The following is a 23,226-nucleotide window of genomic DNA, read 5'->3' as shown; positions in this document are numbered from 1 at the left end:
GACCCACAACGCCGGATCACTCGGAAAGCCGTTTCTCGCGGAACGGAGACGAATCCCGGACAAGGTCGAAGAGGGCAGTGCGGGACGGGCTTCCCGTCTTGCGCAGCGCGTTGGAGATGTGGCTTTCGACGGTCCTGATACTGATTCCCAGATGCTCGGCAATCTCAGGGTTGGAGCGATGACCTGCGAGGGCTGCTATCTCAATTTCCCGGACCGTCAGGGGCGAGTAGCTTCCGGAACTAAACGCGACAGGCTCATCCGGCGATGGAAATCGTGTCGCGAAGATGGAGTACGCCCGGTCCATCGCGGCCGCACCGATGGTGTCGTCCACGAATGCATACCGCTTGAAAGCACCGCGGAGCAGCATCCGTACCTGGTAGAAATCGGCGTCGGGCTCGTAATGCTCGAGCAACGCGCCCAGCATTTGGTGGTCGTCCTCCACCACGGCAGCGGCAATTGCCAAAAGCTGATCATGTGAAGTGGAGGGGGCATACTCTTTCAAGGTCTGCCGAAGGAGTTCGAGTACCTTGCGGCCCGGGAGAAGGCACGTGAAGAACAAGGCGGAATAGATCGCCTCGAGGACATAGCCACGTTCGAGCTGCCGTTGAATGAGTTTCGCGGCTTTCCCGTCGAATACAGCCGGGATGAGGGGCCGCGCGGCGACGAGCTCGTAGACTCCTCTCGCGGTCCCGGGGAGCGGGCCGATCTCTTCAGCTTCGCGCCGCGCCTGGGTGGCAAGCGTCGCTGCAGGCAAGATCGCGGACGTCGCCGTCCTCAGTCCGGCGAGCCTGAGCATGGCATCGTGGAGGGAAGCCACCAGGAAGCCTGGCCGCCCCATGGCAAAGACACTCCCCATGAGGTACTCGGCGTCGTCGAAATAGCCGCGGTAGATCAAGGCCTGGGCGGCCACATAGGTGTTGGTAATCATCCCGAGTTGGTCGAGGTTGCGGCGAGCTTCTGCGCGCTGGTCAAGCGCAAAAACAATTGACTCCTCAATCCGCCCCGAGCTGAACAAAGCCATACCGCGGATGAACGGTTCGATTCCCGGAATGCCTCTTAATCCGCCTGAAGTAGCGATGGCTTTGAGCGCGGCAGACGGGTTGAATCGGTAAAGTTCCAGAATGCCCCGGATGCTGGATATGACACCGCTCTCAGGGTGACGATCGTGTAGCCGCGCGAAGATTTCGTCGAGATTCTCCGGCATTCGGTCGTAGGACGCCACGAGGAAATGCTCCGCCGCTTCGGCTTCGGCGGACCATTTGGGACGTTCCGCCCCGAAGCTCCTGAGGACGGCGGCTGCAGAATCCAGTCCTTTGCCTTGATGGATCGCCCAAAGCGCTTTGGTAAATGCCAGGAACAGGAGATCGCAGGATTCTCCTTCCGAGGTCAAGGTCTGGGCAAGGACACGCTCAATTCTCGATGCGTCGATAGGAGAGCCCCAGTAGACCATCAGAAGTGCCACGGCATTCGATACCGATCTGTCGGCATTCCACAGCTCGTAGCGCTGACGCTCCAGGACGGAGATTTGCTCATGAAAATGGCGCGCCGTGGCTGCGTCGTCGGAGCTCCGTTCAAGGCGCAGCGCGGCCAGAACCCTCAGCAGCGAATCGGCCGAGTTGACTTCAACGTGGGATTCCTGTGGCAAACCACTGAGGGCTCGGGCGATTCGACTCTTCAGGACCCGCCTGCTTGTGAGCACTCTTTGACCACGGAAGTAGTCGGCCAGGACGGGTGGCGTGATCGAAGCGCAGACCGTGTTGTGGAGATCCTCAATGACGGAAACGAGGCCGCGCTGTTCGAGCCTGTCGAGAACGTCGGAATGGACTACCTGTTGCAGCACATCGAGGGGCGTCGTCCCGGCGATGGCCATGGCTTGAAGGCCCGTGAGTTCGTCGGGTTCAAGTCCTTCGAGGAGGGATTCGACCGTGCCATGGAGGTGCTCATTCCACAGAGTGTCGCCCGTCATGTGCCATTGACCATGGTGGAGGACAATCAAGCCACTGAGCGAAGCCGTTTCCGCGATACGAACCACAAGCCGCGGGTTCCCTGCCGATTTCGTCAGGATCCGGGCAGTGGTGTCGGTGTCCGCCGGAGCTCCCAGAATGTCGGTCAGGAGCTCGTTCACCTGCTCGTAGCGAAGCGGATTCAGCTGAACCCTGGCTTCCGGGCCGGGGCTGAGCACCGCAGGCTGTGCCATCGAGTAGATGGAAGACTCGCTCATGGTGACGATCATGGGCCGTTTTGTCCGACGCCGGACGGCGTCCAGAACCGCTACAGTCTCCGTGTCGACGAACTCGAGGTCGTCGACTACGATCACGCGCTCCCCCGGCCTGGAGAGGCGGCTTGCCAGGGTGTCAGCCACACCCAGAACTCCCAATTGCCCTATTCGAATATCCAGGCTCAGGCTATGTATTCCACCAAATGGTATTCCGCGATGTGAGCGGAGTCCCGAAATGGAATAAACCGTTGCTCCGGTATTTTCCAGATCGGCGATAGCTTTTTGTGCGACACTCGTGCGACCGCTGCCAGGCGCGCCGACAATTCGAACCATCATTCCGCGAGCAACGTAGTCCAGCGTTCGCCGAACTTCTTGATCGAACACTCGCGATCCAACTTTCTCTGATGCGCTGATCCAGCACTCTCCGGGCCCTGGGTGGCGCGAGGTCCAGCCGATTCAACTGTTTCCTGCCCAAAGCGGGGCGTTGGCAGGCGGACTCCCAGGCACTCCGACGGAATCCCCCCGGGGTGCGCTGACGAACCTCGTTCCAAGGGAAACCGTAAAGTCCGAAACCGCCGTCTAAGTGTCGTTTTGGCGAAACTCAGTGTGCGCGGGGAGGCGTCTACGTGTGCCGACGTGGGGTTTTGTTCCGCATCTACGTGTGCGCCGATGAAAACTCAGTGTTCCCCCGGCGTCCAAGGAGGTGAGGTTTGGCAGTGGTTTCTCCATGGCTCTCCTGGTGGTGGTCTCTTGTATACGACGCTACGGGGGTTTCGTGGCCGCCTCTAGATCGAACCTCGCGCATGTGGATATTTATTCGAATCTTCTTTTCTGGTATCGAACACAGTTTCTAATCTGAGTCAGACGCCCTGATTCTGAAGACCCTGTCAAGAGGCCCTCTCAGCTATGTGGACAACTCCTTCTTTTCTCGCATTTCAGATGCTAAGATCTGCTGACATTTGCATCAAGAACTGAATCATGGGGGCAATAAATGAATACTCGCGCGCCTGAAAACAATGGGGCAATAAAGCACGCGTCGCACGACTTCTTGAAATCCCGCAAAGCTATTTTCAAGGTCTTTGCCATCGTCACATCAACAGCCGCAGCGCTCTCCCTTGCCGCATGCGGCGGAGCCGGCCCAACAACCTCCCAAGCGGGCGTCACGCAATCTGCGTCGGCATCCGCATCGGCGACACCCACTCCCAACCCAACCCCGACACCCACCGCGCCGAAGTCCGTGTCCTGCGTGACGGAGAACGCAACGGAGAGCTATTCGCCGAAGGAATACATCTGCACAAAGTCCGACGCCGGCGCTTTGGTCTGGATGGAACGCTCAGAGTCCAAGAGAGTGACGGACGCTCGCGCCGCAGCGGCGGCGAAGGCGGCGGCAGACAAGGCTGCGGCCGACAAGGCGGCTGCTGACAAGGCCGCTGCTGACAAGGCTGCATCCGATGCAGCGGCAGCTCAGGCTGCGGCCCAGGCGAAGGCAGACGCCGATGCTGCCGCAGCACAAGCGGCGCAAGCAGCCGCAGCGGCGGCGGCGGCGGCCGCAAAGCAAGCGGCACCCGCAGCGCCGTCGGGCTGTGACCCCAACTATGCCTGGGCTTGCGTTCCGATTGCTTCAGACGTCGACTGCGCGGGAGGAAAAGGCAATGGGCCTGCCTATGTGCGTGGCCCGGTGAAGGTGATCGGGACTGACATCTACGGTCTCGACAACGACGGCGACGGCATCGGCTGCGAGAAATAGGGGTTATACGACAAAACGTGCGTATGGGAAGGGCTTGCTTCCCAGTGTTGGCGGGTGAAGCTGGTTCCTCGATCTATGAACACCGTCGGATTCTGCTGGATCATTCTCTCCGCCGAAGTTGCCCGTCCAGTGATTCCGGGGCCCGGAATTTGTCCATTCGAATGATTGAGCGGAATCCGTCATCTCAGCGGAGACGCTCCCGGGACGGACATGACCGGCCCGGGACGGAGCGCTACAGCAAAAGCTGGGCGACACGCCAAATCCCTGTCGACACCCGTATTCAGGTGTCGACAGGGATCTAGCGCATCTCCAGGCTATTTGCGCGTCACGAAGTGCTTCCTAGTCACCCCAACCCAAAAACAGGGCACAAAAAAGCAGGGCCGGTCAATGACCGGCCCTGCTTTTTGAAATCCGAAGCTTAGAGAGCCTGGATGTTTACTGCCTGGGGACCCTTGGGGCCCTGCTCGACGTCGAAGGAAACCTTCTGGTTCTCTTCGAGGGAGCGGTAGCCGCCCGAGTTAATTGCGGAGTAGTGAGCGAAAACGTCCTGGCTGCCATCCTCCGGGGAGATGAAGCCGAAGCCCTTTTCGGAGTTGAACCACTTGACGATACCTGTAGCCATTTTTTCAGTTTCCTTACTGAAGGTGGAGGTTGTCCCGACTGTCGGGCCTCCGGTGTGGGGTGTTCTCCACCGTTACTTCAGAAGGTCGCGGTTGATGAACCGCGGGAACTGCCTGAACTACCAAATGCCAAACACAACAACAGCTACAAGCATACAGGCCTTTGGACGGATGGCTACTATTTCTCAAAATCCTTCATCTGCCGCGCGCCGCGAACTGGCTCTCCTGCGGTCTGCGGCAACTACCGGTCGAAGCCAGAATCCCGGCAAGTGCTACGATTGCTACGGAGGTAATGATGACTACGATCCCGCACCGCGAACTTCGCAACAACAGCAGCAAGATTCTGGAGCGCGTCAAAAACGGCGAAATCATCGATGTGACAAATAATGGGGAAATTGCGGCCACACTCATTCCGCCTTCCGCCTCGCCGTTCGAAAGGCTGCTGCAGTCAGGCAGCGTCCGCCCTGCTGCTGAGAGTCCCGTGGATTTCAGGCTCGTGACCCGCATCAAGAGTGAGATGGGCACCTCGGACATGCTGGCAGACCTGCGTGGCGATCGGTGATCACTTATGTGGACTCCTCGGCGATCCTCAAGCTTCTGGTCGACGAACCGGAATCTGTTGCCCTCGCTGAGTATCTTTCGACGTCCGCGGCGACAGGACACCGCCTCGTAGCTTCGATGCTGCTATATACGGAGCTTCATTGCGCGGCGCGGCGACGGGGACTGGGCGCAGAGCCGGTCAACACCGTCCTGAGCGGCATCAACCTGGTAGACATTGCCCGTTCCGATCTGATGTACGCTGCCGCTCTTCCCGGCAGGCTGCGGAGTGCAGACGCGATCCATCTGGCTACCGCGATCAGGCTCCAAACTGATCTGCTGGTGGCCTACGACGGCGCGCTTCTCGCCGCTGCCCTTGACGCCGGCGTCACCGTCCTCGCCCCCGGAAAATAGTCCTTCCTTCCCCTCCCTTGGCGCCCCAAGCGGCGTAGAGTTCCGCCATGGAGCCGATTCGGGTGGTCCTTCTTCCGGGGAGCGTTCTTCCCGCCCAACCCGCCTATGGGGCGCTGATCCAAGCGCTGGGTCCCGACGTCGACGCCGTCGCGAAGGACCTGGAACTGTACGACGGCGATGAGCCGCCACCGGGCTGGAACCTGGACACCGAAATCGAGGGCGTCCTCCGCGAGGCCGACGCCCGCGGCTGGGAAACGTTCCATCTGCTCGGCTATTCGGGCGGCGGGGCAGCGTCTTTGGCGTTCGCCGCCAAGCATCCACAGCGACTGCTCAGCCTCACGCTCCTGGAGCCCGCATGGGCGGGAAGCTGGGACTGGAGTCCCGCGCACACCCAACTCTGGAACGAATACGAGGCGCTGGAATCGCTGCCGCCTGATCAGTTCATGGCCGCGTTCATGAGGCTGGGAGTGAAGCCCGACGTCGTCCTTCCGCCACCGCCCGAAGGCGGACCGCCGCCGTGGATGGCCAAACGGCCGGCGGGGATCAGGGCGTTTCTGCGGGACTTCAAGATTTACGACCTGGACAGGGCGCGGCTTGCCGCGTTCGACCGGCCGGTGTTCTTCGTCCTTGGCGGCCTGAGCAACCCGGACGACTATGGCGAGGTTGCCGAGCGCTTGTCCACGGTGTTCCAGGACTTCCGCCTCGAAGTGTTCCCGGACCGCCACCACTTCGATCCCCCGCACCGGATCGAACCCGACCGGCTTGGAGCGTTGCTGCGGGAGCATTGGGAACGTGCGGATCGGGTTGTCTAGGACACACGCCCCCTCAGCGGACTCGTCGCGGATCGCCCGCTGCGAACATGCCCGGGTTGATCATTGATCGTCACCGGCCGAGTGAAGCATCCTCGTCGCTGCAGCCCTCACCCGGTTTCGAAGTTCGTCGGGGCGATCGATCACCACCTCGCAGTCGAGCGCCGCAATGACGGACGGTAGCCAGTCGAGGTTCTGGGCGTGGATCTCTGCCCGATGCCAGGGCAGGGAGTCTGCGCTCGCTTGGTCTGCCGCACGGTCCAGTCTTTCGAGTCGAGCAACACTGGGCGGCAGGTGTGCCCGGATGTTGTCCTCGGTCTCTCGAATTCGCAGCACGACCTGCCATCGATAGTCCGCATCGGCGAAAAGGTCGAGGAGGCGACCTTCCACGGGTTGCTGCGGCGGCTCGAAGGTTCCGGGTATCGACCGAGCCGTTCGAATCCGGTCTACCCGGAACGTACGTTCCTCCTGCTTGTCCATGTCGAACGCAACGAGATACCACCGGTCTGAGTGCGCGACCAGGCCATAGGGGTGGATCGTCCGCCGCGACGGGACGCCGTCGCCGCTAAGGTAGCGCACGTCGAGGACGCGTCGAAGGTTCACGGCCTCCGCCAGGGTCAACATCACGGCAGGGTCGGGAGCGGCTCCCCCGTGCTGGGATGTACGCGTCATCACCCCGAGCAGGGTGTCGATCCGCTTCGCGTCAGCGATCGGCAATGCTCGTTTGATCTTGGACAGGGCAGTCTGTGCGGCAATCCCGGGTTCGTGTGACGCCGCCTTCGCACGGGCAAGCCCAAGAAAGACCGCGACCACTTCCTCATTGCTGAACATGAGCGGGAGGACGCGCTGGCCGGGCGCGAGCCGGTAACCGCCGTAGCGCCCTCGCAGCGTTTCGACGGGCAGTCCCAGATCGTGCAGTCGCGCCACATCTCTGCGAACCGTCCGCTCGTCAACGCCGAGGCGTTCTGCCAGCTCGGCAACAGTGCGCAGCTGCGCTGACTGCAGAAGCTCGAGCAACTGCAACGCTCGCGCGGTTGTGTCGGCCATGACACCCATTATCGCCAAAATACCGGGCGGTTTTCGCCCGGTATACCCGGTACCGTCATGTCCATGGCCAGGTTCGTGGGCCGAATTCACGTTCACAACAGGAGGAGACAGCAATGCAGTTGACAGCCACCCGCATCATCACCGACGACGTCGACGCGCTCGTCGCGTTCTACGAAACAGCCACCGGAATCACGGGCGTGCGGCTTCACCCGTTGTTCGCCGAGCTTCGCACCCCATTCGGCACGCTAGCCTTCGCAAGCACAGCCACAGTGCCGTTGCTCGGAGACAATGCCGCCGAGGCTCGCGCGAATCACAGCATCATCTTGGATTTCCTCGTCGACGACGTCGACGCCACCTATAAGGCTCTTCAGGATGTCGTCGAAGTGTTCGTCAATGAGCCGACGGACATGCCCTGGGGTAACCGTTCTCTCCTCGTCAGGGATCCGGACGGAAACCTGATCAACTTCTTCACACCGATCAGCGAGGTAGCACAGGCCCGATTCGACACTCCTCGGCTCCCATGAAAACCTCAGGTTCCCGCATATAGACTCATCGCAACGTCGCCCTGCCATGGGCGGCTCGGCCAGCCTGAGAGGGATACGGCTCGATGAGTGAAGTGAATATGCCGGCACACCCGCCGGTTTTGGACGTCAGCAACTTGCGGGTCGCCTATGGTGCGCGGACCGTCGTCGACGGCGTCAGTTTTCAGATTCATCGCGGTGAGATCTTCGGCCTGCTGGGTCCGAACGGCGCAGGGAAGACGAGCACACTCAGTGCCATCGAGGGCTTGGTCAAGCCGAAATCCGGGCGGCTGCTGGTGGACGGAATCGACGTTCAAGAAGAGCCTCTGGACGCGAAAGCCCGCCTCGGGGTGCAACTGCAGTCCTCCAGTTTCCAGGCCGAACTGACCATTCAGCAGATCGCAAGGCTCTACGGCGGGCTTTACGGAGTGAAACTCTCGCGTGAGCAGATCGGTACGAGCATGCGGGCCATCGGACTCGAACAGGAACTGGGCAAGAGGTTCAAGCAGCTGTCAGGTGGACAGCAGCAACGGCTCGCGCTGTTCATTGCCACGATCCACAACCCCCTTCTTCTGCTGCTCGACGAGCCAACCGCCGGGCTGGACCCGCAGGCGCGCCGTGGACTGTGGCGTCGCATCGAGGAACTCCGTGGCGAAGGCAACAGCATTCTTCTCACCACACACTCGATGGAGGAAGCGCAGGCCGTGTGCGACCGGGTGGCGATCATCGACCACGGGCTACTCCTCACGGTCGGAGAGCCCTCGGAGCTGATCGACAAGCACAGGGAGGATCCGCGCGTGCTTTCAGTGGCCCACGGTGCGCCCACCCTGGAAGACGTCTTCATCGGTCTGACAGGAAGTGAGATCCGTGACTAACGCCAGGGTCGATACCGCCCGCCCGCCGATGGGCCTGGGGATGCGTTCGCTGCTCCGCGCGGACACCATTGTGATGCTCAACAGCAAGACCTCACTTGTGTTGAGCGCCCTGCTGCCGATCGTGATCCTCGTGGCCACAACCTTCGGCAAAGGGCAATCGCGGCTAGGCGGATCCGCCCTCATAGTCGGTTTGGCCTTGACCCTTGGCCTGCTCACGTCGTGCTTGCTCGGGTTCACGCTGGCCCTGGCACACGACCGGGACATCGGCGTGCTGCAAAGGCTGCGGGTCACGCCGGCACCGAACTGGATGATCATGACCAGCCGCCTCATCGTGCAGGTGGCCACCAATCTGATCGCTTCCGTCATCGTGGTAATCGTCGGTGCAATCGTTCACGGCCTGACACTGAACGTTGGCCAGTACCTCTTGGTCATCGCCGTCGCTATTCTTGGGGCCGCCGTCTTCCTGGCCATCGGACAAGCGCTCGTCGGCTTGATCCGGTCCACCAACGCCATCAGCGCGATCGGCCGGCTGCTCATGATCGCCCTGTTGCTTCTCGGCGTCCTCGGTGGAACCGGCATCCTCGGCGACACGATCAAGGAAATCTCAGACTGGTCTCCAGTCGGAGCCCTCATGACGCTCTTTTCGGACGTTCTGAACCAGTCGGCATGGAGCGGCCAGGACACCGGCTCGCTCCTGGCGTGCGTCGCTTATGTCGCGGTGTTCGCCTTCATCGGAATCCGCTGGTTCCGATGGGAATCGCGGTAGGGCCCCTACTTAGGAAATCGAAGCCCGCTTCCGATGCTTCGCGCTGGTTGCGATCCAAGCCACCGGGCCGATGGACTACTGGCGACGGCCCCGGCATTAACGCCTCACGCTGAGGCTGGCTCCCACGCGAACCCGTCCGGGTCCGTGAACGGGCCGGCGTCGCTGCCGATCGCGAGCCGGTGCGATCCGGTACCGTCGGGAGAGACGCCGGCGTCCTTGGCGAGGGCGCGGCGCGCGTAGAGCCCGAGCTGGACGGGACTCGACGGCATGGCGAACTCGACGTACTTGCCGAAGCTCTTCCCCACGGAAAGGCCCCGGTCGGCGTAGAACCGTTTGCTCGCCGATACGTCCGCGACCGCCACCAGGAGCACTATCTTGTCGACCTCCCGGGTGGCGGGGCCGCTGTCCTTCTTCGCCGACGTCGCGACCTTCCAGATCGTGCCATCCGGAGCCTGTACGACGCCGCCGTAGCCCCACAATGACTTCGCCACCGGCTTGAGCGTCGTGGCGCCGGCTTCCACAGCGGAATCGATGAGGCTGCTGACGGTGGACGGTTGCGACACGACGAGCGACAGCGTGAACCCCCGGAAGCCGTCAGTAGGAGCATCCGAGGCCCGCACGCGCACCCGCGGGCCTAATCCGAAGGCGGCGTCGTAGAAAGCGGTGGCGGCCGCGGGGTCAGGAACTTCGAGGGTGACTGATTCGATGGCGGTCATGGCAGGTCCTCCAGTGAGTGGGTTGCTTTGTGCTTTCGACTTTATGCCGAGGCCCCATCGACCGCTTCTCCGATCCTGACCGATTCTATTGGCTGGCCGCTTGCAGGGAAGCGACGCATGTCCTCAACATGGCCTGAAGCTGTTTCTGTTCTTCGCCAGTGAGGCCCGAGCGCATGGTGTCCTCCACAGCCTGGACTGCAGCACTGGCGGCTTCGAGCTGCTGGCGGCCATGCGCCGTCAGTTCAGTCGGCAGTATCCGGCCGACCGAAGCCTCGGTTGCGCGAGAAACAAGACCCTCACGCTCCAGCGCTTGCAACAGAACGTTCATCGACTGTCGAGACACAAAGGCGCCTCTCGCGAGCTCGGAGTTGGATAGCCCCGGCCGCTGAGCAAGGAGCTCAAGGCATGCGTAATGGGTGATGCTCATGCCCAGCGGCCGCAACACACTCTCCATTGCGGTGCGAAGCGCACTGGCCGCCTCCTTAAGGAGATATCCGAGCGATGTATCGAGGTTGACCCCTGTGACGTCTTGACTCATGTCAATATTCTGACATACCCTTAGTGTCAACTAACTGACACTAAGGAGCTCCTCATGCCGGCCACCGGACCCGACTTCGTTTCAATCCAAGTGCGCGACCTTGAAGCGTCTGCCGCTTTCTACGAGCAACATCTCGGGCTGACCCGTTCCCAGGCGGGGCCTCCGCATGCGGTGGTATTTGACACCAAACCGGTCGCGTTCGCAGTCCGGGACCTGGCGCCGGGCGTCAACCTTGCCTCCACGCCACAGCCCGGCCTCGGCATCGGATTGTGGTTGCACGCCACGGACACGCAAACGATCCATGACAAAATAGCGGCGGCCGGTACCGAAATCGTGGTCGAACCGTTCGACGGCCCATTCGGGCGTACCTTTACCTTCGCCGACCCCGACGGATACCAAATCACCCTCCACGACCGCGCCTGACCCGCGCAAGCGGTGGCCCTTCGGACCGGCAAATTGCGCCGCCGGCGGGGATGCCCGAAGGATCGGTGCCTGCTGGATTCATTCCATCAGTTCACTCAGTCGGGACCGGAGGTAGCGTCGTTCGGTGTCGTTCTCGGTGAGGATTAGCGCCTCTTCAAAGGCAACCCGGGCCTCGTCGAAACGGCCCAGCCGGGTCAGGAAGTCGGCGCGTGCAGCGGCAAGATACGGGTATCGGGCGAGTCGCGGTTCGGCTCCGAGCGCATCCAACTCGGCCAAACCTTCCGCGTGGCCGACCGCGAAGCCGAGGGCGATGGCCCGATTAAGTTTGACGACCGGAGAGGACCACGTCTCCATGAGCAGGTCGTAGAGACCCAGGATCTCCTGCCAGTCAGTGTCGGACCACGACTTGCTCTCGTCATGGACGGCAGCGATCGCCGCCATGAGGGCGAAACGGCCCGGCGGCCGTAGGTTCAAAGCCTCGCGCAGGAGCGCTACCCCTTCATCAATGGCCGATCGGTCCCATTTTGATCGGTCCTGGTTCTCCATCAGCACGAGTTCACGGTGCTCATCGAGCCGCGCGCCCCTGCGGGCGTCGGTGAGCAGCACGAGTGCGAGAAGCCCGGCGACGTCGCGGTCGCCGGGCAGCAGGACGCGCAGCATTCTCGCCAGCTCATGGCCTCGTTCGGCGAGATCTCTGCGCATCAGGTTCGCTCCTGATGGGGCGGTGTGCCCGGTCGTGTACACCAGGTAGACAACGGACAGCACGCCGTCGACACGCTCGCGCAGCTCGGACGCCGCCGGCACGCGGTACGGGATGTGCGCGGCCGCGATCTTCTTTTTCGCCCGGGTGATCCGCGCAGCCATCGTCGCCTCCGGGAGCAGAAACGCGCGCGCGACGTCGGCCGTGGACAGCCCGCACAAAAGGCGCAGCGTCAGGGCGACCTGAGCGTCAAGCGCGAGGGCGGGGTGGCAGCACGTGAATATCAACCGCAGCCGGTCATCGGTGATGTCTTCCGTCTCGCGGCCGGGGTCGTCGAGCAACTGCACCTCCGGGTCGAGAAGTTTGGGGAGCGCCCGCTGTGCCGTCGCGGCCCGTCGGTGCATGTCCATTGCCCTTCGCCGCGCGGTCACGGTGAGCCACGCTCCCGGGTTCTCCGGGATGCCACGCGTACCCCACGTCGACAATGCGCTGGCGTACGCATCTTGTACGGCTTCTTCCGCTGTGTCGATATCACCGGCAATACGCATGGTGGCCGCCAACACGAACGCCCACTCCCGACGGTGCGCCTCCGCGACCGCAGCAGCGACCTGTGAGCTGGCGGCCGGCATCAGCTTGCCACTCGCACGGGCCGAACCTCGACTCCGGCGCCGGCGGGAACCTCCTTGGCGATCTCCAGCGCCTCATCGAGGTCGGCGGCCTCGATCAGGTAGTAGCCGCCAAGCGTCTCCTTCGACTCGGCGAAGGGGCCGTCCGTCACCGAGAATCCACCGGACCCGTCGCGCCGGATGGACGTCGCCGTCTCCGCCGGCTCAAGTGCGGCCCCGCCGAGCAGAGACCGCCCACGGCGCTGCATGAACGCTTGGTAGTCGGCGCTCACCGTCTCGCCCGCGACTTCTTTCGTAGCCACCTCATCCTGGAAGATCAGGACCAAATACTTTGACATTTCGCAGTCCCTTCGTCTGAACTTTGATTTGGGTTTTCGCTCCATCAACACCGAACACCTTGCGGGTTCGGCTCTTCGACACGTTTTTCAGTGGGCCGGCGCATTGGCATACGAGGCGACGAGCCAGCGCCCATCCTCTCGAACCAATACCCACGTGGCAATGACTTCGCGGTCGACGGGGAGTTGGGCCTCTCCCGCCATGAGAATGCCGGCCCTGCTGACTACGATCGCCGTGTGGCCACCGATAACCCGGATACTCAGAGGTTCATCGACCGCCCGGGAACCTTTGAGCGGACCTTGGAAGCCGGCGGCCATGGAACTCCGGATTTCCTGCTTGTCGCGGTGATACGCCCGCGGCATAACCACCGTGGCGTCGTCCCGATACGATGCCACGAAAGCATCCGCATCATTGTCTGCCCATGCGGCGTAGATCTCGCCGAAGAGGCTGCGGACCTCGTCGGTCGCCTCGGACTGAGCGTCGGTGGGCTCGTTCTCCAACATTGGCCTGTTCCTTTCGTCGCTGTCAGTAGGGCCTTCCATTCGGGCCCTTACTTATACGACGCGCGCCACAAGCACAGATCGACAACTGTGACCAGACTTTTACACGGAAACCGCAGCGGAGCTACTGTCCGACTATCAGCGGCGGCCGGCGGAGGACAGCGCCTGCCCTCCCCATCATTCAAATCAGTCCAGGCAGAGGCACAAAGGATGACCCGCGGGGTCGAGGAACACTCGGAATGTCGTTCCCGGTTGGTGTTCGTGTTTGGTCGCGCCGAGCTCGAGCACAGCCGCCTCAGCGGTGTCGAGGTCCTCGACCACGACGTCGAGGTGCATCTGTTGCGGGACGTCCTGGCCGGGCCATTGTGGCGCCCTGTAAGAGTCGACTTTCTGGAAAGCCAGCGAATCGCCGTACTCGGCGCGGACGGACCACCAGTCGTCGTCGTTCCTCTCGATCTTCCACTCAAGCAGGGCGCTGTAGAACTCGGCCAGGGTCTTGGGGTCGGGACAATCGAGTACGACAACGGGGAAGCGTGCGATAGCCATGGCCAACACTCTAGGACCGTTTCCGGAGAACCGCACCAAGTTTGTCCGTCGGAATTGCGGCCCGAATTAGCGGTACCGCGTGGCGAGTTCCGGGCTCTGCGCTCCGAAAGCGGCGAGGTCTGCTTGGAAGACTGCGTCGAGGACTCCGCCGTCCTCTACGCCCGGGGCGCAGACGGTTTCGCCCAGTTCCAGCCCGCGCAGGCTCGCAGTGACGACGTCGGCGGCGCTCATCCGCGGCATCATGCTCAAGTCCATGCCCTGGCGTTCGTGGAACTCGGTGGCTACCACTCCCGGGCACACCACCTGCACCGTGATTCCGGTGCCCTTCAGCTCCGCGCTGAGTGTCTGGGACATCGCGACGAGGTACGCCAGGCTCCCGCCGTAGACGACGCGGCGGGGCATCTGGGAGTGCGGGGCGGGGCCGCCGAAGGCGATCATGCCCGACACGTTGATGATCGTGCCCTCGCCGCGTTCCTGCATGCCCGGGATGGCTGCACGGCTGAGCATCGTGGGGGCGAGGACCTTGACGTTGACGAGTTCCGTGGCCTTGTCGGCGGGAAGTTCGGCGAAGGGCATGTAGTGGGCGACCCCGGCGTTGTTCACGAGCATCGTCACCGGCTCGGTAGCGCAGATCTCGGCGACGGCGTCGATACCCGCCGTCGTGGATAGATCGGCGACGACGGTCCTGACCCTGGTCTGAGGGTGCGAATCGGCGAACTGGTCCAAGCGTTCCTGCCGTCGGCCCACGATCACCAGATCGTAATCGTCGGCGGACAGGCGTTCGGCGAATGCCCAACCGATTCCGGAGCTGGCGCCCGTGATAAGTGCTAGCTTGCTCACTGTTGTTCCTTCCGTTGGCGGCCATGCCGACAAGTTCCACGCAACCACGGGGCTGTCAGCGCTGTCCACCTCCCGCGCCTGAATCGCCGGGCTTCTCAGCGTGTGGGCATAGGAGTGGGTGTCGATGCCGGAAGCGCGGCGAGGTTCCTGTAGAGATCCGAGTCGAGCGTGGTGTGCCCGTGGTCGTCGGTGACGTAGACCTCGAACGTGAAGGTGCTGTCGTCGTGGTCGAGCGTGAACTCGATCGTGGGGTTCTTTACGGAAATTGTCCCCTGCGAGACGATTCGGCCGTACTTCTGCTCCGGGACACTGAGATCCGTGCCGTGCTGCGCGGGGTCACGGATGAAGTATCGGACCGTGTACGGCGCCGACGGCAGGGACCGTATGGTCGGGAAGAAGGTGAAATCCCTCGTGCCGGTCGCCGGATACACCATCGCACGCCATTGGAAGGAGGTAACGGCGGGGGTGAGCGCGTCGTCGAGGTCGCGGGTGCCGGTGCGGTTCGTTTGGGCGTCGACGCTGCGGTTGTCGAGGTTGCTGCGGCTATGGCCCAGGGCTTTGGAGACAGGTCCGAGTCCGACGCCGAGGCTTAGACCGAGCCCGATCGAGACGACCGGAAGGAGGATCGCCCACATGAGCGCACGGCGCCGTAGGCCCGTGCGTACAGCCTGCCGGTGCATCGAGAGTGTGTAGGGTACGACGCCGGCGGGCATGGTTCTCGAGTAAGGGCTGCTGCCCGCGCGGGTCCAGGCCTCAATATACGCGGCGCGCGGCGGTAAGGGAGCTTCCGTGCCTCCGGCCGGGTTCCAGTAGGACAGGAATGGAAGTGGCAGGTCCCGAAGCCGGTCGTACAGGTCCTTGGTGGTGAAGGTCGGCACCATGCGGTACTGGACTCCCCCGCGAGTGGCGTACTGGTGTAGGTAGGCGTGGAAGTCTTCAAGCTGCATGCGTGAGACACGGACCTGGACGAAGAATGCCTTCGTCACGATCGCCTCGTCCCGTGTGAGCGTGACCCACTCCCCGGCATACCAGAGCAGGACAGCACCCGAAATCGCCGAAATTACTGCTCCCGCCAGGATGAGCGCCTCGACCCAAAACGGGATGATCGTCTTGTCGCTCTCGTTGACGAGGATCGAGCCAGCCACCGCTGCCACAGCGATCACCACGAGTCCAGCACCTAGGACCGCACCAGCCCAACGCGGCATCCGTAGCGCGCGAATCTGGGCTGGAAGGTCATCCTCGCGGAAGTGATCATCGGAATTCGGAACGAACATCGCTACCCCCAACATCCAACGGGAAAGGCCCCGAGCACGATGCTTCCATAAGCTGCCCCAGCTGGTTGGGCGATTGACGAATCTTGGGCAATTCTTCGACAAAACCTTGCACTCGCGTCTCGATGCCCGTGCTTCAGGCTCCCGCACCTGAATCTCTGGGCGTAAAGTTCTGCCAAGGGACCGGAAGGATCGCTCATGGAGACTGCCCCGCCCAGAGCCGCGCAACAGAACAGAGCGGCACAACAGAACCGCCCCCTCGAAATCGATACGCTCGTTGTCGGTGGAGGCCAAGCGGGACTGGCCACGAGCTACTTTCTCAGCCGGGCCGGCGTCGAGCACTTGATCCTTGAACGGCGGCCCGCGCTGGGTGGCGCGTGGCAGGATCGCTGGGACGCATTCGTGCTGAACACGCCGAACTTCTCGCTGGACCTGCCGGGAATGCCATATACGGGGCCGGAACCGGAAGCGTTCATGGCGCGTGACAACGCCGTGGACTATTTCCGCGACTACGCGCGGAGGATCGACGCCCCGGTCCGGACCGGCACGGACGTCACGTGGATCTCGACGTCGGATGGCTGCTTCAGCGTTGAAACGTCCGACGGCGGCTGGCGGGCACGCAATGTGGTGCTGGCGACCGGCGCATATCAAATACCGAAAATCCCGGCACTAGCGGCCGGCCTCCCAAAGAGCATCCTGCAGCTTCACACGCACGACTATCGCAATCCGGAGCAGCTGCCCGACGGCGCCGTGCTGATCGTCGGGACCGGGCAGTCCGGTGGGCAGATCGCGGAGGACCTGCTCGCAGCCGGGCGTGAGGTGCATTTGGCGGTGTCGACGTGTCCGGAGGCGCCGCGTCGGTATCGCGGGCACGACATCCTCTATTGGCTCCTGCAAGCTGGAATCCACGGGCCCGAGTACGGGATCAACGCCCTGACGGTCGGGCAGTTGCCCTCCCCCGCGGCCCGATTCGCCTGCAACCCCTTGCTCTCCGGCACCGACGGCGGCCACGATATCCACCTCCGCGAACTCGGCCGCCAGGGGGTCCGGCTTCACGGGCATCTGGAAGGAGCCGACGACGGCGAGCTCACCTTCACGGACGACCTCCCCGAACGCTTGGCAACAGTCGAGGCCGGGTTCGGCCAGCGCATGGGCAGGGCCCTCGACGCCTACATCGCCGCCGCGGGCATCGATGCACCTGCGGCTTTGCCGGCGCCGGTGGACGATTGGCTTCCTGTCGCCTCGCCGGCGCGGGTCAACCTGGCCGCCGAGAACATCACCTCGGTGCTCTGGGCCACCGGTTACCAGCTCGCCCTCAGCTTCGTGGACATTCCTGTCCTGGACGCATGGAGCTACCCACGACATGTCCGCGGCGTCACCGAATGTCCGGGCCTATATGTGGTGGGGCTGCCGTGGTTGACAGGGCACTACTCGTCGATAGTCGGCGGGGTGGGCGTTGATGCGGAGTATGTCGCGGGGTGCGTGGCAGGGCGGTGAGCTCGACCGTCAGAGACCCGCCTGGCTCACTCCGTACTCTGCCTGCTCCGGCGTGTAGCCCTCGAAGATCAGCTGGTCGACCAGCCCGGAATGGGAGAAGGAAGTAAATCCTAGGTAGTCCTTGGCTTTCTTAGCTGCCTGCTGGTTCCAGTCGACTTTCACGCGATCCACGGCCCAGGTTGCATCCTCCGTGGAATACTTCTCGAACTCCAGCTGGCCGATCAGTCCGGTGCGCGAGAAGGCACTGAAAGAAAGGTAATCAGCAGCTTTCCGCAGAGCGTTCTGCTGACTGACTGTCCCGGCTGCCGCTTTGGCGGCCGCCTCGGCCTGAGCCCTGGCGGCGGCGGCGGCATCAGCTTTCGCTTTGGCTGCGGCGTCAGCGTCGGCCTTCGCTTTGGCGGCAGCGTCGGCATCAGCCTTCGCTTTGGCGGCAGCGTCAGCATCGGACTTCGCTTTGGCGGCAGTGTCAGCCGAGGCCTTAGCTGAAGCCTCAGCCGAAGCCTTGGCAGACGCAGCGACCTCAGCCGCTGTAGCCGCCGAGGGGGTGGCGGCAGATATGTTCGGTGCAGGGGTGGTCGTGGCAGACGTTTGGACGGCGCCCGCTCGGGTGCTGTTCAGGATGATGCTCAGGAGGATGAAGGCGGCGGTGACGATCAGCGCCACCTTCTTGTGCTTGTCATAACCGTCCAACGGACGCCCCTGTTTGTCGCGGGTCTTGTTCGCCAACAGGAGGATCAGGTCGACGAGAGCCCAGATGCCGAGGCCGCCGAAGGTGAACAGCTTCAGGATGCCGGTACCGACTTTGCCGAGGTAGAACCGATCCACGCCGAAAACGCCGAGGAGCAGGGAGAGGAGCCAAGTAACGAGGAAGGACTTGCTACTGATGCCGTATCCGCCAAGGGCCGGGCCCCCAGATAGGGTGCCGGCGCGCCAGGATAGGGCTGGGTTCCTGCGGGGGTCTGCCCGTAGGGCGGCTGCGGCTGCGGCTGCTGCGGCGCGCCGAAGGGGTCAGCTGAACTCATTGAGGTTCCTTTCAAAGGGACGCCCTTGAAGGGGGCTTCCACGTGGGAATGGTGGGTGCGAGGGATTGTCATCCGCTGGACGGGTTACATCCGTGATTCGATGAAGATCGGCGCTGAGAGAGGCGCGCTATGGTCTGCCCATGTGTCGTATTCCCCCCCCCCCCCCCCAGAAGTACGTCTGCGCTTTATCCGCGCGTGTTTAAGCATGCGTCGATACCTGCTTCACTTGGCGCAGTATTTGCACAGGACTCGAACAGGCTTTGCACAGGTAATAACCTGGGCCGAAATGGTCCCCGCTTCCCGCCAAGAAACAGGCAGGACTAGTCGGGCGTCGAGGGGATTTTCCTCATTCCTAGTCTTCCGGGTCGACCGCGTGATTGGGCCGGATGAAATAGGCCTCCAAATCAGGATCGCCCAGTATTTCACCGATCAGGGATGCTGAACCTCCGATAAACACCGAGCGAGCATGAATGTCATTAGCGACGCACCATGTTCCATCGGGAGGCAGCCGGTTCAAGGGCAGACGTCCGGCAGGATGGTCCTCGATGGATTCCAGCGCCAGTTCGAGCGGTCCCCGCAACACATGAAGTCCCCGACCAAGGCCATTCACCATGACGGGCGAGGTTCGAACTTGGCGTTTGAGGTCGCTATATCTTCCCGATGGTCTGCTGCAGGAACCAACGGATGCGCGATTCCGAGTCCCTTGGGGCGCCGCGCTGATCGCCGGGACCGCGCAGTCGGGCGTTCAGCAATATGCTCCTCCGGTCCTTCAGCAGAAACCCCAGTGTTTCTGTACACGCAGTCTCTCAACTGGCCAGCTCCCTGGCTTCTTCCCCGTGTATGAAATCGGCTGCGACGAAGGCGCAGTTGAAAATGAACTTTACGATTATTGGCTGCTACTTCTTTAGCAGTTATGAATGCCAAAAGTTGCGGTAGTTGCCTGAGTGGTCATTCACTATTTCCGCGACTATGCCCAGAGGATCGATGCCCCGGTCCAGACGGGCATGGACATCACGCGGATCGCGACGTCGGACGGCGGCTTCAGCGTTGAACGTCTGGCGGAGCTCAATGCGACCAAAACTGGAATTTCCAAAAGCCAAGGGGCGACACGTCCGCAGCGTCACCGAGCAACCGGGGCTGTATGCGCTCGGGCTGCCGTGGTTGCAAGGGCACTACTCGTCGATCGTCGGCGGGGTGGGCGTGGATGCCGAGTATGTTCCGGGGCGAGTGGCGGGCGGTGAGAAATGGTTGCAGTAATCCCCCCGTCATCGTGCATTTCATCGTGCGGGTCTTGCGTACATGGCCGTGATCAGCAATTCCGCGGGCCGGGCCGGCGGGTTACAGCGGCACGGCAATCGACCGGCTTGCGGGCACTTTCGAGGGTGACTCCCCCGGGACACCTCCGTATGATCCAGCTATGACGATCCCGGACCTTTCGTTCCTTGCTCAAGATCTTCAACGTGCAGCACGGTGCGACCCGAACGGCGAAGTGAGTTGGCCGATATCCCTAGCTTCAATTGCCATCGAAGCACTTGCAGACTCAGGTCGACTGATCCTAGGGCTGGATATTAGGGACTACTCAAGTGACGGCACGTTCATGGAGGTGCCGTGGTCGTCCTACGCGGGGTCCGATGTGGAAGAAGCCCGTGCCTTTGCGCTGTCCGTTCTCAGCCATGGGGATCTTCCGGGCGATTGGGTCCTGATTACTTGGTGAGCCAGGGGGAATGAATCACTGGCGGCAGGGCCGTGGACGTCGACTATTCCTCGTTCCCCTCGTTTGGCTCGCCCAAGGTGCTCGCTGACGGTGAAGCGGGCGAGGCCGCAGCGGAAGAAGTGAAGACCGCGGAGTTGAGGTCCTAGATCCGGGAGCTCAAGGACCTTCGGGATGGCGGGTAGAAAGTAGTCCGCGCCAAGCTCGGCCCTGGTGACGTCTCATTCCCGCCGCACACGGATCCGGGGTGACCGCAGTGCCCGGTCGAGGATCGGCTTACGGGCGCCCCATGAAGGACACTTCTTGGGACTAGAGTTCGGAAGTTGGTTTCAAATCCTCGTTACACTTTGTGCGCTGCCGGACATTAACAGGGTATGAGCTTGCAGCCAGACTTGGGGGAACGCTTGGACTTGGAGCGGAAGAAGCGCTTTTTGGCAGCGCATGCGGCATGCCACGATCGCATTTATCGTTATTTCCGCCGCCGGACGGAAGATCCGGCTACCGCCGAAGATTTGTGCGCGGAAGTCTTTCGAATTGCCTGGGAGAAGTCCCGGGACGAGGGCGACCTTTCGGTGCTGGTTCTCTTCGGAGTTGCAAGGAACATCCTGCGAAACCATGCTCGGTCCGCCATCAGGTCCGCAAATCTCCTAGTCTCCTTGCACGGTCAACGGGCCGAACCCTCCGATGACGTCGAATCGCCGGTGCGTGAGGCCTTGGCCGGGTTGAAACCCGACGAGCGCGAAGTGCTTCTACTGACGTACTGGGATGGATTCACGTCCAAGGAGATTTCGGACCTCCTTAATACCAGCGCTACGGCGATTAGGATGCGCCTTCATCGCGCGCGCAAAGAACTCAGTCATTTACTTGAGACAGAGCGAGAGTCAGAGGAAGCACAACGATGAGTAAGAACGTACTCTCCGAACGCATGATCTCTGCCGATCCGGCATTGGAAATAACCGAGGCCGAGATCGCCAGAAGCCGGGCAAAGAGCCTCTTGTTTATGGACTCGGAGGTCACCCATATCGCCGCGGGCGGGCCCATCAGTGGGTTTCACCATCCGCCAGCCAAACGCCATTGGGGGCGCTTGGCCGGGGTAGGCACTGCTGCGGCCGCGGTCGCCGCCGTCGTCGTCACAAGTGTTCTGACGACCTCAGCCCTGCCAACACCGCCGGCTGGGACAGCGGCCACCGCGGCTTCCTCGACAGCCGCCGTCCAGGCCTTGTCCTCCGGTCCTATGCGTGACCTGTTCGCGGCGGCCGATGAGGTGCTCGTCCTCCAAGCACTGCCGAACAACCCGGCGTGGAACAAGGCCTACGAAGAATTTATGGCCTCACCCGACACTCTGGGTAAGAAAATGCCGGGACTAGGAACCGAGCCAATCAATGTTCTACAGGTCCTGAAGGGTTCCCGCCCCGTAGGGAAATCCACACTGGATGTGGCCTCGGCCCCGGACTGGTGGAAGAACACCAACATCGTGACCCCCCTGACATTCCTCGCCTTCGTGGCTCGAAGCACTGACGGCCAAATGCACCTCATGGGCCAGCCGCAGGCGTTACTGGAGATCCAGAATCTCCGGAAACCCACCTTTGCCGACCCGGTCACCCACAAGCCTGTCGACGTAGGCGCCGAACTGCTCTCGCGCATCAACGTCGCACCGATCGGCGATATCCGAATCGACACCTACGCAGCAGCCCCTCCGGTGGCAGCCGGCAGCGATCTCATCCGCGAAGACAAGAAAAACACTGACGGCACATCCGAGGGGACCATCCACGGGTACCTGGGCGCCGGCGGGGCGTGCTTCACATTCCAGACCAGTAGGGAGACGGTCTACCTGCGTTGGCCGGCGGGCTACACAGCCGCCACCAGATCACTGCCACAGAACTCCGACGGCAGCTTCAGCATTGACGGATCCTCCCGCGGCGACAGGCCGGTCGTCCTCAATGACTGGGGCACCATCTATGCCTATGACGGTGAGCCACGGCCGCTGATCACCGGCACACGGACGACCGAGAAGGCTTCCTGCGGCAATGAATCCCTGCCCGTTTTCGACGTCACACCCCCGTGGCCCGGGGCAAGTCCCTTCGGGATAAATCACCAAGGAGGACCCGCGCTCCCTTAACCGCTGCCACGCGACCTGACCCGCCAGAGTGAACCGATCATTCCGCTGGTATTCCTAAGCTCCTTTCCATTAGGCCGTTCCCCATCCACTCCGAGAGCGGCATCCAATGAATGCGGGTACGCACCCTATATCCTCCGATCAGCGTCCACTCATGAAGGAACACAATGAAACGCATTGGGTTGTGGCGATGCCTGGCTCTATCCCTACTTCTAACTATGCTGCTGACATCATGCGGCGAGAAGGTGGCGGGCGGCCCGGGAACTGCGGAACCCACTGCGAAAGCAAGCGACTCAGTGCTTGGTTCTGCCAGCAGCCCCGGGCCAGACGGCGGCACCGTAGCGTGCGTTGACTGGGTCCGGTTCGAGACCCCTCAGGACCAGTACGACAAGGTCAGCCTGGTTGTTATCGGAAAGTCTGTAAGCCAGGTCGGTAAGACCAGCATTTACGGTTCCAAGGCCACCACCCACCTTGTTGAAGTCGAGCGGGTACTCAAGGGGAATCCTGGCGAGGAGAACCTGCGCATCTCCTCGATGCCCCAGACCTGCTCTGGAAGCGACTCCTATCTGGACGGTGATCCGCTCGACGCAGCTGAAAGAGTCATCATTTTTGCGACCAGGCAGGGCGGCGAGTGGTTCACCATGACCCCCGCACAAGGAGTCTTGCCTTTCCCGAAGGGTGCAGAGCTTCCCTTTCATTAGTGACTAGCCCGTGGCCACGGACTACTCATCTCGGCGAATCAACACAGGCGAGCGTCCGTTAGAGGATCCTCGCTGGCCACGGGGTAGATGGCCCCGATCCCCATTTTCGCAAGCTCTTCTCGTGATACT

General features: G+C 62.3%; 27 protein-coding genes. 14 read left to right on the top strand and 13 right to left on the bottom strand.

Translation table 11 applies throughout. The features are described from left to right. Positions 1 to 16 precede the first annotated feature (16 nt). Positions 17 to 2,362, bottom strand: coding sequence for a helix-turn-helix transcriptional regulator (locus tag QRN52_RS06000; RefSeq protein ID WP_284751844.1), 2,346 nt, complete (start codon positions 2,360 to 2,362; stop codon positions 17 to 19). Between the two features lie 904 nt (positions 2,363 to 3,266). Here QRN52_RS06000 and QRN52_RS05995 point away from each other — a divergent pair. After that, complete coding sequence (locus QRN52_RS05995; protein ID WP_284751843.1) at positions 3,267 to 3,965, top strand: hypothetical protein; 699 nt, start codon at positions 3,267 to 3,269, stop codon at positions 3,963 to 3,965. Between the two features lie 418 nt (positions 3,966 to 4,383). Here the strand turns inward: QRN52_RS05995 and cspE are convergent, their stop codons facing one another. Beyond that, complete coding sequence (gene cspE, locus QRN52_RS05990) at positions 4,384 to 4,587, bottom strand: transcription antiterminator/RNA stability regulator CspE (protein ID WP_028266315.1); 204 nt, start codon at positions 4,585 to 4,587, stop codon at positions 4,384 to 4,386. A gap of 290 nt (positions 4,588 to 4,877) precedes the next feature. On the opposite strand from cspE, the gene QRN52_RS05985 reads away from it, so the two are divergent. The 3 genes from QRN52_RS05985 to QRN52_RS05975 are packed head-to-tail and all read left to right on the top strand — an operon-like array spanning position 4,878 to position 6,348. Then, the gene (locus QRN52_RS05985) at positions 4,878 to 5,147 is read left to right on the top strand and encodes a type II toxin-antitoxin system Phd/YefM family antitoxin (protein ID WP_284751842.1); all 270 of its coding nucleotides are present in this window, start codon (positions 4,878 to 4,880) and stop codon (positions 5,145 to 5,147) included. After that, positions 5,144 to 5,536 carry a type II toxin-antitoxin system VapC family toxin gene (locus tag QRN52_RS05980; protein WP_284751841.1) on the top strand — a complete coding sequence of 131 codons (393 nt, stop codon included), beginning with the start codon at positions 5,144 to 5,146 and terminating at the stop codon, positions 5,534 to 5,536. Before QRN52_RS05985 ends, QRN52_RS05980 begins: the two co-directional genes overlap by 4 nt. A gap of 47 nt (positions 5,537 to 5,583) precedes the next feature. Then, positions 5,584 to 6,348, top strand: a complete 765-nt coding sequence (locus tag QRN52_RS05975; RefSeq protein ID WP_284751840.1) for an alpha/beta fold hydrolase — start codon at positions 5,584 to 5,586, stop codon at positions 6,346 to 6,348. Between the two features lie 60 nt (positions 6,349 to 6,408). Here the strand turns inward: QRN52_RS05975 and QRN52_RS05970 are convergent, their stop codons facing one another. After that, the gene (locus QRN52_RS05970; protein ID WP_284751839.1) at positions 6,409 to 7,392 is read right to left on the bottom strand and encodes a helix-turn-helix transcriptional regulator; all 984 of its coding nucleotides are present in this window, start codon (positions 7,390 to 7,392) and stop codon (positions 6,409 to 6,411) included. Between the two features lie 113 nt (positions 7,393 to 7,505). Between QRN52_RS05970 and QRN52_RS05965 the strand changes: the two genes are divergently transcribed. The 3 genes from QRN52_RS05965 (at position 7,506) to QRN52_RS05955 (ending at position 9,554) form a co-directional block, all read left to right on the top strand. Beyond that, positions 7,506 to 7,916 (top strand): VOC family protein, encoded by a 411-nt coding sequence (locus tag QRN52_RS05965; protein ID WP_284751838.1) that lies wholly within the window; start codon positions 7,506 to 7,508, stop codon positions 7,914 to 7,916. An 83-nt stretch (positions 7,917 to 7,999) separates the two neighbouring features. Beyond that, entirely contained in the window at positions 8,000 to 8,788 is a 789-nt protein-coding gene (locus tag QRN52_RS05960) for an ABC transporter ATP-binding protein (protein WP_284751837.1), read from the top strand. After that, positions 8,781 to 9,554: an ABC transporter permease gene (locus tag QRN52_RS05955; RefSeq protein WP_284751836.1), complete on the top strand. Its 774-nt coding sequence runs from the start codon at positions 8,781 to 8,783 to the stop codon at positions 9,552 to 9,554. Before QRN52_RS05960 ends, QRN52_RS05955 begins: the two co-directional genes overlap by 8 nt. 104 nt (positions 9,555 to 9,658) lie before the next feature. Here the strand turns inward: QRN52_RS05955 and QRN52_RS05950 are convergent, their stop codons facing one another. Next, entirely contained in the window at positions 9,659 to 10,270 is a 612-nt protein-coding gene (locus QRN52_RS05950; protein WP_284751835.1) for a VOC family protein, read from the bottom strand. 85 nt (positions 10,271 to 10,355) lie between these two features. Next, positions 10,356 to 10,808 (bottom strand): MarR family winged helix-turn-helix transcriptional regulator, encoded by a 453-nt coding sequence (locus tag QRN52_RS05945; RefSeq protein ID WP_284751834.1) that lies wholly within the window; start codon positions 10,806 to 10,808, stop codon positions 10,356 to 10,358. A gap of 54 nt (positions 10,809 to 10,862) precedes the next feature. Between QRN52_RS05945 and QRN52_RS05940 the strand changes: the two genes are divergently transcribed. Beyond that, complete coding sequence (locus tag QRN52_RS05940) at positions 10,863 to 11,231, top strand: VOC family protein (RefSeq protein ID WP_284751833.1); 369 nt, start codon at positions 10,863 to 10,865, stop codon at positions 11,229 to 11,231. A gap of 78 nt (positions 11,232 to 11,309) precedes the next feature. Here the strand turns inward: QRN52_RS05940 and QRN52_RS05935 are convergent, their stop codons facing one another. From QRN52_RS05935 to QRN52_RS05910, 6 genes are all read right to left on the bottom strand, one after another. Next, entirely contained in the window at positions 11,310 to 12,560 is a 1,251-nt protein-coding gene (locus QRN52_RS05935; protein WP_284751832.1) for an RNA polymerase sigma factor, read from the bottom strand. Further along, positions 12,560 to 12,895, bottom strand: coding sequence for a YciI family protein (locus tag QRN52_RS05930; RefSeq protein WP_284751831.1), 336 nt, complete (start codon positions 12,893 to 12,895; stop codon positions 12,560 to 12,562). Before QRN52_RS05930 ends, QRN52_RS05935 begins: the two co-directional genes overlap by 1 nt. Before the next feature lie 87 nt (positions 12,896 to 12,982). Beyond that, positions 12,983 to 13,396 carry an SgcJ/EcaC family oxidoreductase gene (locus QRN52_RS05925; RefSeq protein ID WP_284751830.1) on the bottom strand — a complete coding sequence of 138 codons (414 nt, stop codon included), beginning with the start codon at positions 13,394 to 13,396 and terminating at the stop codon, positions 12,983 to 12,985. Between the two features lie 183 nt (positions 13,397 to 13,579). Then, positions 13,580 to 13,939, bottom strand: coding sequence for a VOC family protein (locus QRN52_RS05920; RefSeq protein ID WP_284751829.1), 360 nt, complete (start codon positions 13,937 to 13,939; stop codon positions 13,580 to 13,582). A gap of 66 nt (positions 13,940 to 14,005) precedes the next feature. Further along, on the bottom strand, positions 14,006 to 14,779 hold the full coding sequence (locus QRN52_RS05915) for an SDR family NAD(P)-dependent oxidoreductase (RefSeq protein ID WP_284751828.1): 774 nt from the start codon (positions 14,777 to 14,779) through the stop codon (positions 14,006 to 14,008). A gap of 95 nt (positions 14,780 to 14,874) precedes the next feature. Continuing rightward, the gene (locus tag QRN52_RS05910) at positions 14,875 to 16,053 is read right to left on the bottom strand and encodes a hypothetical protein (RefSeq protein ID WP_284751827.1); all 1,179 of its coding nucleotides are present in this window, start codon (positions 16,051 to 16,053) and stop codon (positions 14,875 to 14,877) included. A 195-nt stretch (positions 16,054 to 16,248) separates the two neighbouring features. On the opposite strand from QRN52_RS05910, the gene QRN52_RS05905 reads away from it, so the two are divergent. Further along, positions 16,249 to 17,547 carry a flavin-containing monooxygenase gene (locus QRN52_RS05905; RefSeq protein WP_284751826.1) on the top strand — a complete coding sequence of 433 codons (1,299 nt, stop codon included), beginning with the start codon at positions 16,249 to 16,251 and terminating at the stop codon, positions 17,545 to 17,547. Between the two features lie 9 nt (positions 17,548 to 17,556). Here the strand turns inward: QRN52_RS05905 and QRN52_RS05900 are convergent, their stop codons facing one another. Beyond that, the gene (locus QRN52_RS05900; RefSeq protein WP_284751917.1) at positions 17,557 to 18,432 is read right to left on the bottom strand and encodes an Ltp family lipoprotein; all 876 of its coding nucleotides are present in this window, start codon (positions 18,430 to 18,432) and stop codon (positions 17,557 to 17,559) included. A gap of 489 nt (positions 18,433 to 18,921) precedes the next feature. Beyond that, positions 18,922 to 19,182: a hypothetical protein gene (locus tag QRN52_RS05895; RefSeq protein WP_284751825.1), complete on the bottom strand. Its 261-nt coding sequence runs from the start codon at positions 19,180 to 19,182 to the stop codon at positions 18,922 to 18,924. Between the two features lie 455 nt (positions 19,183 to 19,637). On the opposite strand from QRN52_RS05895, the gene QRN52_RS05890 reads away from it, so the two are divergent. The 5 genes from QRN52_RS05890 to QRN52_RS05870 all read left to right on the top strand — a co-directional run bounded on the left by QRN52_RS05890 (position 19,638) and on the right by QRN52_RS05870 (position 23,097). After that, positions 19,638 to 19,826, top strand: a complete 189-nt coding sequence (locus tag QRN52_RS05890; RefSeq protein ID WP_284751921.1) for a hypothetical protein — start codon at positions 19,638 to 19,640, stop codon at positions 19,824 to 19,826. A gap of 160 nt (positions 19,827 to 19,986) precedes the next feature. Further along, positions 19,987 to 20,283, top strand: coding sequence for a hypothetical protein (locus tag QRN52_RS05885; protein ID WP_269993600.1), 297 nt, complete (start codon positions 19,987 to 19,989; stop codon positions 20,281 to 20,283). A gap of 371 nt (positions 20,284 to 20,654) precedes the next feature. Beyond that, positions 20,655 to 21,182: an RNA polymerase sigma factor gene (locus tag QRN52_RS05880; RefSeq protein ID WP_284751824.1), complete on the top strand. Its 528-nt coding sequence runs from the start codon at positions 20,655 to 20,657 to the stop codon at positions 21,180 to 21,182. Further along, a complete protein-coding gene (locus QRN52_RS05875; protein ID WP_284751823.1) occupies positions 21,179 to 22,399 on the top strand; it encodes a hypothetical protein in 1,221 nt (406 codons plus the stop codon). Before QRN52_RS05880 ends, QRN52_RS05875 begins: the two co-directional genes overlap by 4 nt. 215 nt (positions 22,400 to 22,614) lie before the next feature. After that, positions 22,615 to 23,097, top strand: a complete 483-nt coding sequence (locus QRN52_RS05870) for a hypothetical protein (RefSeq protein ID WP_284751822.1) — start codon at positions 22,615 to 22,617, stop codon at positions 23,095 to 23,097. Positions 23,098 to 23,226: the final 129 nt, after the last annotated feature.

It is taken from the genome of Arthrobacter sp. efr-133-R2A-120 (genome assembly GCF_030209835.1).
Taxonomy (GTDB): domain Bacteria; phylum Actinomycetota; class Actinomycetes; order Actinomycetales; family Micrococcaceae; genus Arthrobacter.
The sequence above is the reverse complement of the archived record's forward strand: the minus strand, read 5'-3'. Positions and strand labels throughout refer to the sequence as shown.

Excerpts from the sequence above, each read along its gene's own strand:
- cspE (WP_028266315.1), bottom strand. The coding sequence starts at position 4,587 with ATGGCTACAGGTATCGTCAAGTGGTTCAACTCCGAAAAGGGCTTCGGC.
- QRN52_RS05985 (WP_284751842.1), top strand. The coding sequence starts at position 4,878 with ATGATGACTACGATCCCGCACCGCGAACTTCGCAACAACAGCAGCAAG.
- QRN52_RS05975 (WP_284751840.1), top strand. The coding sequence starts at position 5,584 with ATGGAGCCGATTCGGGTGGTCCTTCTTCCGGGGAGCGTTCTTCCCGCC.
- QRN52_RS05970 (WP_284751839.1), bottom strand. The coding sequence starts at position 7,392 with ATGGCCGACACAACCGCGCGAGCGTTGCAGTTGCTCGAGCTTCTGCAG.
- QRN52_RS05965 (WP_284751838.1), top strand. The coding sequence starts at position 7,506 with ATGCAGTTGACAGCCACCCGCATCATCACCGACGACGTCGACGCGCTC.
- QRN52_RS05960 (WP_284751837.1), top strand. The coding sequence starts at position 8,000 with ATGAGTGAAGTGAATATGCCGGCACACCCGCCGGTTTTGGACGTCAGC.
- QRN52_RS05950 (WP_284751835.1), bottom strand. The coding sequence starts at position 10,270 with ATGACCGCCATCGAATCAGTCACCCTCGAAGTTCCTGACCCCGCGGCC.
- QRN52_RS05945 (WP_284751834.1), bottom strand. The coding sequence starts at position 10,808 with ATGAGTCAAGACGTCACAGGGGTCAACCTCGATACATCGCTCGGATAT.
- QRN52_RS05940 (WP_284751833.1), top strand. The coding sequence starts at position 10,863 with ATGCCGGCCACCGGACCCGACTTCGTTTCAATCCAAGTGCGCGACCTT.
- QRN52_RS05935 (WP_284751832.1), bottom strand. The coding sequence starts at position 12,560 with ATGCCGGCCGCCAGCTCACAGGTCGCTGCTGCGGTCGCGGAGGCGCAC.
- QRN52_RS05930 (WP_284751831.1), bottom strand. The coding sequence starts at position 12,895 with ATGTCAAAGTATTTGGTCCTGATCTTCCAGGATGAGGTGGCTACGAAA.
- QRN52_RS05925 (WP_284751830.1), bottom strand. The coding sequence starts at position 13,396 with ATGTTGGAGAACGAGCCCACCGACGCTCAGTCCGAGGCGACCGACGAG.
- QRN52_RS05920 (WP_284751829.1), bottom strand. The coding sequence starts at position 13,939 with ATGGCTATCGCACGCTTCCCCGTTGTCGTACTCGATTGTCCCGACCCC.
- QRN52_RS05910 (WP_284751827.1), bottom strand. The coding sequence starts at position 16,053 with ATGTTCGTTCCGAATTCCGATGATCACTTCCGCGAGGATGACCTTCCA.
- QRN52_RS05905 (WP_284751826.1), top strand. The coding sequence starts at position 16,249 with ATGGAGACTGCCCCGCCCAGAGCCGCGCAACAGAACAGAGCGGCACAA.
- QRN52_RS05895 (WP_284751825.1), bottom strand. The coding sequence starts at position 19,182 with ATGGTGAATGGCCTTGGTCGGGGACTTCATGTGTTGCGGGGACCGCTC.
- QRN52_RS05890 (WP_284751921.1), top strand. The coding sequence starts at position 19,638 with ATGCGACCAAAACTGGAATTTCCAAAAGCCAAGGGGCGACACGTCCGC.
- QRN52_RS05885 (WP_269993600.1), top strand. The coding sequence starts at position 19,987 with ATGACGATCCCGGACCTTTCGTTCCTTGCTCAAGATCTTCAACGTGCA.
- QRN52_RS05880 (WP_284751824.1), top strand. The coding sequence starts at position 20,655 with ATGAGCTTGCAGCCAGACTTGGGGGAACGCTTGGACTTGGAGCGGAAG.
- QRN52_RS05875 (WP_284751823.1), top strand. The coding sequence starts at position 21,179 with ATGAGTAAGAACGTACTCTCCGAACGCATGATCTCTGCCGATCCGGCA.
- QRN52_RS05870 (WP_284751822.1), top strand. The coding sequence starts at position 22,615 with ATGCTGCTGACATCATGCGGCGAGAAGGTGGCGGGCGGCCCGGGAACT.